We start from the raw sequence: 13,098 nt of genomic DNA, 5'->3' as shown, positions 1-13,098 counted from the left end.
GGGAGGGGCGCGACCGGCGGGGGTCTCGCCGTACGGGCGCGGCTCACGCCGCGCACTCCGCGCGCTGCCGGGAGCCCCGGCCCAGCAGTCCCTGGCAGCCGAAGGCCAGACCCGCCCCCGCCACGGCCGTGGCGAAGGCGACGGTGAACACCCCGCGCGGCCCCAGCGGTTCCATCAGCAGCCCCCCGGCCTGCTGCCCCACGGCGTCCCCCACGACCGTCGCCAGCGACGCCCACGTGAACGCCTCCGCCAGCGCATCCCGGTCCGCGACCGTGCTGACCAGCGTCATCTCGCTCGCCGACACCAGGGCGATGGGCGCGCCACCGACCGCGAGGGCCAGGCCCAGGGTGAGCTGGGACGTGGCGAGCAGGGTCAGCCCCGTGCCGACGGCGTAGGCGGACACCAGGCGCGGGAAGCGCCGGTACGCGGCGACCTCCGACTGGGCGCGCCCCAGCCACAGCGCCCCCACCGCGCTGCCGACGCCCCAGCAGGCGTACACCACGCCCGTACCGCCCGTACCGCCATGGGCGGCGACCGATGCCGGAATGGCCAGCGTCATCAGGCCGATGGGCACGGCGCACACGGCCATGATGCCGGTCAGGGCCAGCATCGCCGGTGACCGCAGCGGCCCCGGCGGATGCCGCGGCCCGGCCTCCCGCGCCCGGGGGGCGGGCCGGTCCGTACCGGCGGGCAGCGGGGTGAGGGCGAGCCCCAGCGCCCCGGCGCCGCCGATCACGGCCACCGTGGTGAGCGCGAGCCCCGCGGACCCCACGAGCATCAGCGCGGCCAGCGCCAACGGCGCCCCGATCACCAGGACCTCCGTGAGCAGCGCCTCCCACAGATAGGCCAGCTCCCGCTCGTCGTCCTCCAGCGGCAGCCGCGCCCACAGCGAGCGCATGCAGGCGTTCGCGGGCGGCAGCGTCAGCCCGGCGGCGAACGCCATGACGGGCTGCGCCCAGCCGCCCGGACGGGTGGCCCACACCAGCGCGCAGAGCGCCGACGGATGGCACACACCGGTGACGAGCAGCACCGCTCGCCGCCCGGCGCGGTCCACCCGCCGGGCGATCAGCGGCCCGCCCAGGGCCATGCCCGTGGTGCACAGCGCGGCCGTCATACCGGCCCGCGCGTAGCCGCCGCCCTGCTCCCGTACGACGAGCACCATGGCCAGGGACAGCAGATAGACCGGCATCCGGGCGACGACGCTCCACCAGGCCGGGCCCGCGACATGACGCCGGGTGAGCAGGGCGAGGAAACGGCGGGGCAGGGTGCCGGTCACGCGGGGGCCACCTCGATCGTGAAGACGTCCAGGACCTTCCGCATACGGCTCTCCACCTCACCGATCGACGCTCCCGCGACATGCACGTACCCGGACGCGTTGTGCGACGCCCGGCGGGCCGCCACCGGCTCGCCGACGCCCACCTTGAGAACGGCGTCGATGACCCCGGGGATGCGCAGCAGCTCCTCCCGCGGGGTGATGCGGCGCACGGTCCCCGAGCGCGGCAGCGGCAGCAGCAGATCGCCCGCGCAGCGCCGCTCGCGGTAGTCGAGGACGGGACGGCGGCCCAGATAGACGTCCAGGGTGGCGCCGAAGACATCGAAGCCGTAGGCGTGCCCGTGGTTGGCGGGGATCTCGCAGCCGGCCAGCCGCACCCCGATCTCGCCCGCGTACACCTCCCCGCCGACCACGAAGAACTCCATGTGCGCGTAGCCGTGGTCGATGCCCATCCCGGTGACGACGCGCTGGAGCAGGGCCCGCAGGTCCACGGGCGGGCCCTCGCCGCTGCCGACGCTGATGTTGGCGTTCATCGCGCCGTCGACGATGTCCAGCGGCCGGCAGGGCATCGCGCTCGGCCAGGCGTCCAGCACCTCCCCGGCGTGGATCAGCCCGCACACCTCCCACTCGGTGCCCCCGAGGTGCTCCTCCACCATCCACCGCCGCGCCCCGAAGTCGAGGCCGGCCGGGGCGCCGGGCCCGGTCAGCCGGTGGGTGTCCACACAGGCGAAGGAGTCCACCGGCTTGAGGACGACCGGCCAGCCGTACCGCCCGGCGAACCGCTCCACGTCCCGGGCCGAGCGCACCCGCGCGTACCGGGCCGTACGCAGCCCCAGCTGCCGGAAGCGGTCCTTCATGGCCGTCTTGTCCCGCACCCACGCCACCTGCCGCTCCGTCAGGTGCGGCAGCCCGGCCAGCGCGGCGAACCGCTGGGCGACACCCTGGCGGGGCTCGGACGGATTGCAGAAGCGGGACGGCCGCGCCGGCAGCCGCCCGGCCCACCGCTCGTACCGCCGCACCTCCACCTCCAGCGGCACCCCTTCGCGCACCCAGAACGCGGGGAGGTGCGCGGTCCGCCGCAGATACCCCTCCGGGAGGTCGTGGCGGAGCCCTTCGAAACGCAGCAGCACCAGCCCGCCGGGGAGGGCACGGACCGCGTACCGGGTGAAGGAGGACGGGCGGTCGTCCACCATCAGCAGCACCGGCCCTCCTCCGGGCGCGCTCACACCGCGTCCAGGGCCTGCCGGATCGCCTTGACGGCGAGGATCTGGTCCGGCTCGGAAAGCTCCGGCGACAGCGGGACGCACAGGGTCCGGTCCAGCAGGTCGCGGGTGCGGGCGAAGCCGTCGCGGCTGAGGACGAGGGGCGCGTCCGGGACGAGGCTCCAGGGGAAACCGTCGGCGTACAGGGAACGCCGGCCGGTGAGCACCGGATGCTCCGGCAGGAAGTACTTGCCGAGGGTCCAGTTGGCGATTCCCCGGGCGGTGAGCCCGGCCACGGCCGCGTCGCGCAGCTCACGGCTCTCCCACCGGAACCGCAGACTGACCTTCACATCCCCCGCCGCCCGCGGCAGCGCCTCCAGACCGGGACGGTCCGGCAGCTCCTCCACGGCGATGGCGTACATGCGCTCCAGCCCGGCCAGGAGCGCGTCGAGATGACGGAACTGCTGGCTCTGGATGGCGGCCACGCCCTCGCTGGTGACGAAGTTCTCCCCGAAGTGCGCGTCCTGATCCCACGTCGGATACCGCCCGGGGACCCGCGCCGAGCCGTGGTCGTGATAGCCGCGCATCCTCGCCCACGCCTCGTCGTCGCCGGTGACGACCAGACCGCCCTCGCCCGAGGTGAGCACCTTGTTGTGGTGGAAGCTGAACGTTCCGGCGTAGCCCGCGGTCCCGGCGTGCCGGCCGTCGGGCAGCCGGGCGCCCAGGGACTGCGCGCAGTCCTCGATCACGAACGGCACGCCCTCGGGCACGGGCCCCACCGTGCCCTCCATGTGCGCCACCACGACCCGCCGGGCGTCCGGCGGCAGAAGGGCGGGGTCGAGGGAGAGCGATTCGTCGGCATCGACGAGGACGGGGATCAGCCCGCTCGCCAGAACCGCCCCGGCCACCGCCACGAAGGTGACGGCCGGGACGAACACCAGGTCGCCGACGCGGGGACGGGTGGAGACCAGGGCCAGGCGCAGCGCCTCGGTGCCGTTGTGCACGGCCAGCGCGTGCCGCGCGCCCAGGCGCCGCGCCACGTGCCGCTCCAGCCGGGAGGCCATGCTCTCGCCCTCCGTCTGGTAGCGGAACAGCACCCGCTGGTCGATCACCTCCCGCAGCTCCGTCATGTCGGACCAGTCGAGGTAGTTGGCGCCGTAGGGCAGGAAGCGCTGCCCGAGCCGCTTGTCGAGGGTCATCGCGCGTCGGACTCCGTGATCGGGTGCCCCGGGCCGCCGACGGCCAGCTCCTGGCCGTGGTGGTTGCGGAGCAGCAGGCCGTCGGGGGTGCGGGTGAAATACGGGCGGGTGACGGGGATCTTGCCGATCTCCGTGGTGAGGACGTACTGGGGGACCCCGAAGCCGGTGATGTGTCCCTGGAGGCCCTCCATGATCTCCCAGCCCTTCTCCACGGAGGTCATGAAGTGCGAGACGCCGGTGACGTTGTCGCAGTGGTAGAGGTAGTAGGGCCGGACGCGGACGCGCAGCAGCTCCGTCATGAGGGTGCGCATGGTGGCGACGTCGTCGTTGACGCCGCGCAGCAGCACGGTCTGGTTGCCGACGGGGATGCCGTGGCGCAGCAGGCGGTCCACGGCGCGGGCCGCGTCGGCGGTGATCTCCTTGGGGTGGTTGAAGTGGGTGTTCAGCCACACCGGGTGGTGGCGGGCGAGCATCGCGCACAGGTCCTCGGTGATCCGCTGCGGCAGCAGCACCGGGAAGCGGGTGCCGATACGGATGATCTCCACGCTGGGGATCGCCCGGAGCCCGGCGACGATCTCCTCCAGCCTGCCGTCCGGATAGGACAGCGGATCGCCGCCGGTCAGCAGCACGTCCCGGATCTCCGGGTGGGCGGCGATGTAGCGCAGGTCCTCGTCGAACGAGCCGCCCTCGTCGTCGCGGAAGTACGTGCCGTCGACGTCGGTGGTGTGGAACTTGCGGGTGCAGTGGCGGCAGTAGACCGGGCAGGCCTCGGTGACCAGCAGGATCACCCGGTCCGGGTATTTGTGCACCACGCGGTTGGTCCTGCGGTACGTCATGTCCCCGACCGGGTCGACCTCGGCGCCGGGGAACTCCTCCAGCTCGGCCGGCGCCGGCACGGCCTGCATACGGACGGGGCAGGAGGGGTCGTCGGGGTCCATCAGGGACGCGTAGTACGGGGTGATGCTCCACCGGTACCGGCCGGCGGACCCGGCGATCGCCTTCTCCTCGTCGGCGCTGAGCCGGAGCCACTGCCGGGCCCTGGCGATGGTGGTGATGCGTTTGCGCATGTGCCAGCGCCAGTCGTCCCACAGCTCGGCGGGGACTTGAGGGCGGAAGGGCGGGTCTGCGGTCGTGCCGGGCATGGCGGCTCCAGGGTGAGGGGATCGACAGCGGGGCTCACAGCGGACTCACAGCAGGGCTCACAGTGGGGCTCACAGTGGGGCGAGCGCGAGCTGACGGAGGGTCCGGGCGACGCGCTGCGCGCCCCGCAGATCGTCGAGGCCGGGATCGACGGCGTCCCACAGCCCGTGCGGGCCCGCCCCGGGCGCTGTCCACACGGACGGGTCCGCCGGATCGGAGACCCGGGGCACCGGGACGACGCGGCCCACGCGCTCCGCCAGGTCCCGCTGGGCGGCGCCCAGCGGCGGCAGGAAGCACAGGGGCGCGCCCCGGGCGTGGGCGAGGGCCAGCGCGCCCGTCGTGGGCGAGGCGAGGAACACCTCGGCGGCGGCGTGCAGCGCGTCCACGTCCACCTCGGCGGCGGCGCGCACCGGCCGTGCCCCGCCGAGGCCCGCGCGGACGGCCGCGAGCCGGCCGTCACAGACGACCTCGCACCGCCCGGTACGGTGCTCGGCCTCGTGGACCAGCGTGCGCAACGGCCCGGCGGCGAACGCGCCTGCCTCCTCGTCCGGCACGCCCCACAGGGACAGCAGGAGCAAGGTGCCCGCGCGGTCGCGGTCGCGGGTGAGCCGGGCGGGCGCGAGCACCCCCGTGGTCCGCGCCCCGGCCGGCCGGGGGCCGGGCAGCCACCCGGGCCGGTGCAGCCGGCGCAACGCACGGCCGTCGTCGCCGGTGGCGGGGCCCGGGCCGGGGTCGTGCCCCGACCGCAGGTGCACCACGGGGACGCCGAGGGCGAGCAGCCGGGCGGTGGCCCGCTCGTCGTCGCAGACCAGCGCGGCGTCCGGGGGCGGGCCGCCGGGGGCGAGGGGCACGGAGCGCAGGCCGCCGAGGTGGGCGGCGACGCGGCGGCGGGCCAGGACCGAGTCCAGCTCGTCGTCCCGGGACACCAGCAGTACCCGGCGGTACGGGGCGGCGGGGTCCGGGGGGCCGGGCCGGCGGCCGGGGGTCAGTAGCTCCACGGCGCCGCCGTTCCGAGCCGGGCGACGTCGTCGCTGTAGCCGGCGGCCGTCGTGGAGCAGCCGCCGCAGAGCTCGGGGCCGCGCTCGCGGAAGAAACCCGCGTGGGCGGCGAAGTCCGGGGTGTCGAGGCGGAGCGCGCCGCCCTCGCGCAGGGCCGCGCCGCCGGGCCCGTGGTCGTCGTCGCGGTGCGGGAGGCAGCTGCACGCGTACGCCCGCCCGTACTTGCCGTCGACGTAGATGACGTCGTCCACGACGTGGCACAGCGGCGCGGAGGCGCGCGGGGTCCGGGAGCGGAGGAAGTAGTCCTCCTGTTCCTCGGGCGTATCGCCGTAGAACCGTTTGCCCAGGGGGACGAGCAGCGCTTCCGGGTCGGCGTCGTAGACCGGGTCGCAGACGGCGCGGACGTGGCCGGGGTCGGGATAGGCGATGGGGCGGTCGAGCTTGAGCGCGGACAGCTCCCACTGGCGCACCCCGGCGTCGGTGAGGACCCGCTGGAGCCGGGGCGTCTCGGTGTAGTTGTGCGGCCCGACGACCGTGTTGACCCGCGGCAGGACGCCGAGCCCGGCGGCGGCCACCAGACCGCGCAGGGCGCTGTCGAACATGCCGGGGGAGCGGCGGTACACGTCGTGGGTGGCGGCCGACGCGCCGTCGACGCTGACGACGACCTGGGCCAGCCCCGCCTCGGCGAGCCGCCCGGCCATCCTGGGCAGCAGCGCGCCGTTGGTGATGAGGGACATCCGCATGCCCTCGGCCGCGCCCGCGCGCACCAGCTCGACGACGCCGGGGTGCATCAGGGGCTCGCCGCCGGTGAAGCGCACGTACCGCACCCCGGCCTCCCGGGCCTCGGGCAGCAGGCCGGCGAAGTCGGCGAGGGAGAAGCGGAAGGCGTCGCGGGAGAGGGCGTACTCGCACATGAAGCAGTCGGCGTTGCAGGCTTCCAGGATCCTGATGAAGAGATAGCGGTCGCGCTGGCGCATGGGGGTGACCTTCCGGACCGTTCGCGTGCGTACGGGGACGGGGCGATGCGGGGCGGGGCGCAGCCGGGGTCAGGCAGGCAGGGGTGCCCGCCGCGCTATCTCCAGCAGCGCGTCGGCCACCTGGGCGGCGCCGCCGGTGCCGACGGCGGCGGTGAGCCCGCCCCAGTCGGCGCCCTCGGCCGCCCGGCGCAGCGCGGCCAGGACGCCCTCGCGCAGGGCGTCGCCGGTCGTACGGCCGCCCGGCGCGGGGGCGGTGCCGGCGGCGGCCCGGGCGATCCCGCCGTAGATCAGCTCCAGGGCGCTGTCCTCGCCGCCAGAGCGGAGCGCGAGGGCGGCTTCCTCGGAGAGGACGTCCTCGGGCCAGGTGACGCGGACGTCCGCGCCGACGGCCCGGCTGTGGAACCGGCCGTTGAAGATCTGGCTGAGGTTCTGCGGCGGCAGGCACACGGTCGGCACGGCCGTCCGGCCGGCCTCCAGCAGGGTGGTGAGCCCGGGCGAGGCGAGAAGGACGTCGCAATCGCCCAGGCGGCGCAGGAACGCGTCATGGGGGAGCGGCCCCGCCGTGACGCGCGATGGGACGGCGGGACCGGCGGTGAGCCTGGCGGCCAGGCCGTCGGGGAGGTTGCCCGCGATGTGCGCCTCCTGGACGCCGTGGGCGGCGAGCGCGGCGAGGACCGCGGGCACGACGGCGCGCGGGTAGCACGCCGGATCGGCGAGCCGGGGGGCCCGGAGCCCGCCGAGGCTGACGAGGGCCGTGCGGTACGGGCGGCCGCCGGCGCGGGTACCGGGGCCGGTGGGCGCACCGGGGGCGGTGGCGACGACCGCCTCGACCCAGCGCGGGTGACGGACGGCGGCCAGGACGCCCCGGCACTCGGCGGGCAGCTCGACGGAGCGCTGGGCGCAGTAGGCGGACGCCTCCAGCGGCAGCGCGTCCCGGTCGCCGTCGGTCCACAGGAACGGCAGGCTGTCGACGAACACGGTGGGCACCCCGGCGGCCTCCAGGGCCATGGCGACGGGCCCGTCCAGGACGACGAGCGCCGCCCGCACCCCCTGGGCCCGGACGACGCGGGCGACGGCGTCGCGGGCGGCGTCCGCGGCGCCCGGCAGGTCGTGCCAGGACGCGACGGGATGCCCGGTGAGCAGGGGACGGCCCAGACCGGTGCCCAGTCCGACGATCCTCGGCGGCCGCCCGCCCGAACGTTCCCGCAGCGCGCCGAGCACGGCGCTCAGCTTCCCCGAGCTGCCCCAGCCGAACTCCGCCCCGGCGATCGCCACGGTGACGGGCTCATCGACGGGCTGGTCGACGGGCTGGTCGACGAGCCCGTCGTGCGGGGCCGGAGCCGGGGGACCGGGGACGGCGCGGAGGTGCCGCGATCGTGGACCGGGAACAGGGCGCATCGGTTCCTCTCGGCTTCCTCGGCTTCCTCGGCTCCCCGGCCCGTCCGGGCAGGGGAGGACCACGTTCGCGGCCGCGACCGGTACGGCGCAAGGACGGTGGCATCGGCTTCCGGCCAGGAGCCGGACCCCCTTTGCCCGAAAGGGGCAGGTCATATGAAGAACCCCGAGAGATGTGCATCAAGGATGAGTCGGAATATATGCGCTGATCCCTGGCTCGCTGTGCTCCATGGGGGAGGCGGTGCGAGTGAGACGTGGCTCTCATGGAGGTCGTACGCCGGGGCGCGCACCCGGCCAGGACACAACCGCATGGCCGAAAGGCGGCGGAACGGACGTTCCGGGCCGCCGGACCACCGGGACTGATGGGGTGGTTGGAGGTGTTACTCCTGGTTGGCGTAGTATGACCGGCGTCGCTATTGCGTCCTCGGCCATCTCGTCGTCAACGAGCCCGGACCGTTCCCGAACCCGTTTCGGGGGGGGGCAGTCCCCGGGCTCGTCGCGTCGTACCCGGTGTCCGTTCCCGGGGCCGATTTCGGCGAAGCCCAACAGGCCGGTACGCGGTGTCGGCGACTGATCCCCGCTCAGTTCGACAGGCGTCGCCGTCCATCGGCGCGAGCCGGTGGGACGGCCCCGGCGGCCGTACGCCGAAGAGGCGCATAGGGACTTCCAGTCCTTGTCTCCCGGCAGAACGGAAAACAGCTCGTGGACATGAGCGCGGCCAACAGGAAAGGCCTCAGCCTTTTCGCCCTGATCATGATAGGCCTGGGGTCGATCTTCGGCTCCGGCTGGCTCTTCGGAGCCGGTCAGGCGGCCCAGGTGGCCGGGCCCGCCGCCCTGGTCGCCTGGGTGATCGGCGCGATCTTCATCGGCATGATCGCCATGACGTACGCCGAGGTGGGCGCCGCCTATCCGCTGCCGGGCGCCATGGCCCGCTTCGGCTCCATCTCCCACGGCCCGGTGCTGGGCTTCATCACCGGCTGGGCCGTGTGGATCGCGACCGCCTCCCTGATCCCCATCGAGGCCATCGCGGGCACCCAGTACATGTCCTCCTGGAGCTTCGGCTGGGCCAAGGGGCTGGTCTCCGGCGGCAGCCTCACCGCCACCGGCATCGCGACGGCCCTGATCCTGACCTTCGCGCTGTGGCTTGCCTGCTACTGGTCGGTCGAGCTGCTGGCGCGCGCCAACAACCTCCTGACCCTGGTCAAGTTCGCCATCCCCGTCCTCGCGGTCGGCGCGCTCATCGCCTCCGGCTTCCACACGGAGAACCTCACCTCCCACGGCGGCTTCGCCCCCAACGGCTGGTCCGCGGTCCTCACCGCCGTCACCGCCTCCGGCGTCGTCTTCGCCTTCAACGGCTTCCAGGCCGTCGTCAACCTCGGCGGCAACGCCAAGAACCCCGGCCGCGCCATCCCGCTCGCGCTCGTCGGCGCGCTCTCCCTCGGCCTGGTGATCTACCTGGCCCTCCAGGTCGCCTTCCTCGGCGCCGTCCCGCCCGAGAAGCTCGCCGAGGCCGGCGGCTGGAGCGGCGTCAACTTCGCCTCCCCCTTCGCCGACCTCGCCAAGCTGCTGATGCTGCACTGGGTCGTCACCATGCTCCAGTTCGGCGCCTTCATCTCGCCGAACGGCGCCAACATCGGCAACGTCGCCTCCTCCGCCTACCTGGCGCAGAACCTCGCCGAGACCGGCTTCTTCCCCAAGAAGATCGCCGAGGTCCACCCCCGCTACGGCGTCGCCCGCCCCGCCATGTGGCTCAACCTGGGCTTCTCCGTCCTCCTGCTGCTGACCATCGGCCACAGCTGGGAGGCCCTGGCCAGCGTCGTCTCCGCCGCGATGGTCGTCTCCTACCTCATGGGCCCCATCGCCGTCGGCGTCTTCCGCGAGACCAAGCCCGAGCTGCCCCGCCCCTTCCGGCTCCCGGCCGCGAAGATCCTCTGTCCCATCACCTTCGCCTTCGCGGCCTGCGCCCTGTACTGGTCGAAGTGGCCCAACACCGGCAAGGTCGCCGTCCTCACCCTGATCTCGGTGCCCATCGCCGCGATCGTGCTGCGCCGCCGGGGCGAGAGCGATCTGCGCCGCCAGTTCGCGCCGGCCTGGTGGATGGCCGCGTTCCTGCTGTGGCTCTCGACGCTGTCGGCGCTGGGCAGCAAGGAGTTCGGCGGTCACGGGGTGATCCCGGGCGGCCTCGACATCGCGCTGGTGGGCGTGTCCGCGCTGGGCTTCTACTTCTGGGCGGTCCGCGCGGGCGTCCAGGCCCATCGCGCGGGGCTGCCGGACCCCGACCCCGTGCTCGGGGCCGAGGCCCGCACCGCGCGCGCGGCCGAGGACGAGCAGGAGGCTCCCGAGCCCGCGGCGGTCTCGGCGGTCTGACAGGCGCGCGCCGCCTCAGCGTCGCGTCGCGGTATGGAAGCCGCCCCGGGCCGGACCGGTCCCGGGGCGGCCGTATGTCGCCGACAGTTCCTCGATGGGGTGGGTCGCCACGTCCCAGCCGTTGGCGCCGAGCCAGTCGCCCAGACCCGGGCCCAGGCCGCCCAGCCACAGCGGGGCGATGTGCGCGAGGGCCGGTTCGGCGTCGGCCGCCGGGAGGTCCCGGCCGCGCTCCATGGCGAACCGGTCGCCCGCGCGGGACAGCCCGCCGAGTGTGCGGAGCAGACCGGTGGCCTGCTCCTCCGTGAGATAGACCAGGAGCCCCTCGGCCAGCCAGGCCGTCCGCGCGGCCGGGTCGAAGCCCGCCTCGACCAGCAGGCCGGGCCACTCGTCGGACAGCAGATCGGCCGCCACCGCCGTCCGGTCACAGCGCGGCCGGGCCGCCCGCCCGGCCAGGACGTGCTCCTTGAAGGCCAGCACCGGCGGAAGATCCAGCTCGTACAGCCGCACCCCGTCCGGCCAGGCCAGCCGGTACGCGCGGGTGTCCAGCCCGGCGGCCAGCAGGACCGTCTGACGGCACCCGGCCGCGCAGGCGGCGAGCAGGAAGTCGTCGTAGAAACGGGTGCGGATCACCGTGTGATGGGTGATGGCGGCGGCGTACGGCCCGGGCTGTACGGCCGGCTCGGCGGGGTATCCGGCGGCGGTGAGGAACGCCGTGGCGTGAGGGTCCGTGAAGAGGGCGTCCGGGCGCCGGCTCTCCTGTGCCCGGACCCGGGCGACGGTCAGGGCCGTCCTGCTGACGGGGCTGAACGACGCGGCCCCGGTGGGCCCGGCGGCGGGTTCTGGTGTGGTCATGGGGGCAGGATGCCCACCGGCGCGGCCGGGGACCATGGTGAGCGCCCGCGCGCCCGCCGGATCCGGCGGGCGCGCTCGGGCGGTGTCGCTCAGACCCCCACGGCCTCCTCCATCTCCTCCTCCGCGTCGTCGGTGGCCTTGGCCGCCACGGGCGTGGCGGGCCGGGCGCGCCGTGCCTCGGTGGCCCAGGCGGCGCAGACGACCGCGATGCCGGCGACCAGCCACAGCGCCAGCGTCCACACGTGCCGGCCCAGGCCCGCGTGGTCGAAGTAGACGAGGCTGCGGATGCCCTCGACGAACCCGGCGCCGTTCCAGAAGGAGTGCAGCGCGGCGAAGAAGCCGTTCTGGAGCTCGGGTCGGTAGACACCGCCCGCGCTGGTGAAGTTGAGCATGACGAAGAGGACCATCACGCCCAGCGTGGTCCAGCGCTTGAGGAAGGTGTGGAGTCCGGTGCCGACGAGCAGGACGCCCGCCGAGTAGACCCACGCCATGGCCCACAGTCCCGGCAGGCCCTGGTCGACCAGGTGGAAGACGGGCCCGGCGAAGGCCGCGCCGATCACGCTGACGACGAGCGACATGGCGCCGGCGAGCGCCACCCGCAGCCGCATCGGCAGCACCGCGCCCGCCCCGCCGATCACGGCGACGGAAGCGTACGAGCCGATGCTGAGCGCGACCAGCAGGAAGAAGATGCCCTGGCCCGTGGGATCGCCCTCGGCGGGCGGCACCACGTCGGTGACCTTCAGCGGGGCGCCCTGGCGCGCGGCGACGGGCTGGAAGACCTTCTGCACGGCGACGGCCGTGGTGTCCGAGCCGGCCGAGGCGATCAGCAGCTCGGGGGAGTGCCGGCCGGGGACGTAGGCGCCGAAGACCTTCTGGTCCTTGAGCTGCCGGACCGCCTCCTCGCGGTCGGCGACCGTCCGTACGGCGAGGCGGTCGCCCGCCTTGTCGCCGATGGTCTGCGCGAGCACCTGGGTGCCGGTTCCGGAGCCCACGACGGCGACGGGCAGCCGGTGCGGCTCGGGGTGGGCGAACGCGCCCAGGTAGGCGAGGCCCATGCCGACGCACATCAGCAGGGGGGTGAGCAGGTGGGTCAGCACATGACGCAGCGCGCCGCCGTTGGTGGATCTCATCGGTGCCTTCCTCGGGCTCCCCGGTGCGGGAGCCGTCGCGATAGTTGGCAAATACAACTCTGTCTTCAAGTTGTACTCTACAACCACATGGCCTGAAAGGAGTCCCCGTGCCCCACCGTGACGAGTCCGTGGAGATCATCCAGCGGGAGCTGACCGCCTTCGCCCGCCGCGCCCGCGCCTCCGCCGCCCGGATGCACCCCGAGCTCTCCCTGGTCTCCTTCACCCTGCTGTCCCACCTGGAGGACCGGCAGGGCTGCCGCGCCACCGACCTCGCGGCCCACTACCTGCTGGACAAGTCCACTGTCAGCCGGCAGATCGCCACGCTGGAGCACCTCGGCCTCGTCGAACGCCGCGTCGACCCCGACGACCAGCGCGTTCAGGTCCTCCACCTCACGGCGGCGGGCCGGGAGACCCTCGCCCAGGTCGCCGCCCGACGCCACACGGCCTTCCAGGAGCGCCTCGCCGACTGGAACGAGGACGATCTCGCCGGCTTCGCCGCGCACCTCCTGCGCTACAACGCGGCGCACGAGTCCTCCGGGGACGCGTAGCCGCCGGGGTGCGGCGG

General features: G+C 74.3%; 11 protein-coding genes. 2 read left to right on the top strand and 9 right to left on the bottom strand.

The annotated features are described in order from the left end of the window. Nucleotides 1–43: 43 nt before the first annotated feature. From RM609_RS00545 to RM609_RS00515, 7 genes are all read right to left on the bottom strand, one after another. Complete coding sequence (locus RM609_RS00545; protein WP_311606909.1) at nucleotides 44–1,276, bottom strand: MFS transporter; 1,233 nt, start codon at nucleotides 1,274–1,276, stop codon at nucleotides 44–46. Beyond that, complete coding sequence (locus RM609_RS00540) at nucleotides 1,273–2,466, bottom strand: ATP-grasp domain-containing protein (protein WP_311607624.1); 1,194 nt, start codon at nucleotides 2,464–2,466, stop codon at nucleotides 1,273–1,275. Before RM609_RS00540 ends, RM609_RS00545 begins: the two co-directional genes overlap by 4 nt. 29 nt (nucleotides 2,467–2,495) lie before the next feature. Beyond that, nucleotides 2,496–3,674, bottom strand: a complete 1,179-nt coding sequence (locus tag RM609_RS00535; RefSeq protein WP_311606907.1) for a DegT/DnrJ/EryC1/StrS family aminotransferase — start codon at nucleotides 3,672–3,674, stop codon at nucleotides 2,496–2,498. After that, the gene (gene blsG, locus RM609_RS00530; protein WP_311606906.1) at nucleotides 3,671–4,816 is read right to left on the bottom strand and encodes an arginine 2,3-aminomutase; all 1,146 of its coding nucleotides are present in this window, start codon (nucleotides 4,814–4,816) and stop codon (nucleotides 3,671–3,673) included. The genes RM609_RS00535 and blsG overlap by 4 nt, the downstream gene beginning before the upstream one ends. 69 nt (nucleotides 4,817–4,885) lie before the next feature. Then, nucleotides 4,886–5,812: a CGA synthase-related protein gene (gene blsF / locus RM609_RS00525; protein ID WP_311606905.1), complete on the bottom strand. Its 927-nt coding sequence runs from the start codon at nucleotides 5,810–5,812 to the stop codon at nucleotides 4,886–4,888. After that, on the bottom strand, nucleotides 5,800–6,789 hold the full coding sequence (blsE, locus tag RM609_RS00520) for a cytosylglucuronate decarboxylase (RefSeq protein WP_311606904.1): 990 nt from the start codon (nucleotides 6,787–6,789) through the stop codon (nucleotides 5,800–5,802). Before blsE ends, blsF begins: the two co-directional genes overlap by 13 nt. Nucleotides 6,790–6,858: 69 nt before the next feature. After that, nucleotides 6,859–8,187: a hydroxymethylcytosylglucuronate/cytosylglucuronate synthase gene (locus RM609_RS00515; protein WP_311606903.1), complete on the bottom strand. Its 1,329-nt coding sequence runs from the start codon at nucleotides 8,185–8,187 to the stop codon at nucleotides 6,859–6,861. 705 nt (nucleotides 8,188–8,892) lie between these two features. Between RM609_RS00515 and RM609_RS00510 the strand changes: the two genes are divergently transcribed. Further along, complete coding sequence (locus tag RM609_RS00510) at nucleotides 8,893–10,551, top strand: APC family permease (protein ID WP_438828368.1); 1,659 nt, start codon at nucleotides 8,893–8,895, stop codon at nucleotides 10,549–10,551. A 15-nt stretch (nucleotides 10,552–10,566) separates the two neighbouring features. On the opposite strand, the gene RM609_RS00505 is transcribed toward RM609_RS00510, so the two are convergent. Then, entirely contained in the window at nucleotides 10,567–11,403 is an 837-nt protein-coding gene (locus tag RM609_RS00505; RefSeq protein WP_311606900.1) for an SAM-dependent methyltransferase, read from the bottom strand. An 89-nt stretch (nucleotides 11,404–11,492) separates the two neighbouring features. Continuing rightward, nucleotides 11,493–12,533, bottom strand: a complete 1,041-nt coding sequence (locus RM609_RS00500; protein ID WP_311606898.1) for a hypothetical protein — start codon at nucleotides 12,531–12,533, stop codon at nucleotides 11,493–11,495. 107 nt (nucleotides 12,534–12,640) lie between these two features. Here RM609_RS00500 and RM609_RS00495 point away from each other — a divergent pair, with 107 nt between their 5' ends. Then, a complete protein-coding gene (locus RM609_RS00495) occupies nucleotides 12,641–13,081 on the top strand; it encodes a MarR family winged helix-turn-helix transcriptional regulator (protein WP_311606897.1) in 441 nt (146 codons plus the stop codon). Nucleotides 13,082–13,098 lie beyond the last annotated feature (17 nt).

Source organism: Streptomyces hesseae, assembly GCF_031845785.1.
GTDB classification, from domain to species: domain Bacteria; phylum Actinomycetota; class Actinomycetes; order Streptomycetales; family Streptomycetaceae; genus Streptomyces; species Streptomyces hesseae.
The sequence above is the reverse complement of the archived record's forward strand: the minus strand, read 5'-3'. Positions and strand labels throughout refer to the sequence as shown.

Bases quoted from the DNA above. Each gene is read 5' to 3' on its own strand.
- RM609_RS00540 (WP_311607624.1), bottom strand. From the start codon at position 2,466: ATGGTGGACGACCGCCCGTCCTCCTTCACCCGGTACGCGGTCCGTGCC.
- RM609_RS00535 (WP_311606907.1), bottom strand. From the start codon at position 3,674: ATGACCCTCGACAAGCGGCTCGGGCAGCGCTTCCTGCCCTACGGCGCC.
- blsG (WP_311606906.1), bottom strand. From the start codon at position 4,816: ATGCCCGGCACGACCGCAGACCCGCCCTTCCGCCCTCAAGTCCCCGCC.
- blsE (WP_311606904.1), bottom strand. From the start codon at position 6,789: ATGCGCCAGCGCGACCGCTATCTCTTCATCAGGATCCTGGAAGCCTGC.
- RM609_RS00515 (WP_311606903.1), bottom strand. From the start codon at position 8,187: ATGCGCCCTGTTCCCGGTCCACGATCGCGGCACCTCCGCGCCGTCCCC.
- RM609_RS00510 (WP_438828368.1), top strand. From the start codon at position 8,893: ATGAGCGCGGCCAACAGGAAAGGCCTCAGCCTTTTCGCCCTGATCATG.
- RM609_RS00505 (WP_311606900.1), bottom strand. From the start codon at position 11,403: ATGACCACACCAGAACCCGCCGCCGGGCCCACCGGGGCCGCGTCGTTC.
- RM609_RS00500 (WP_311606898.1), bottom strand. From the start codon at position 12,533: ATGAGATCCACCAACGGCGGCGCGCTGCGTCATGTGCTGACCCACCTG.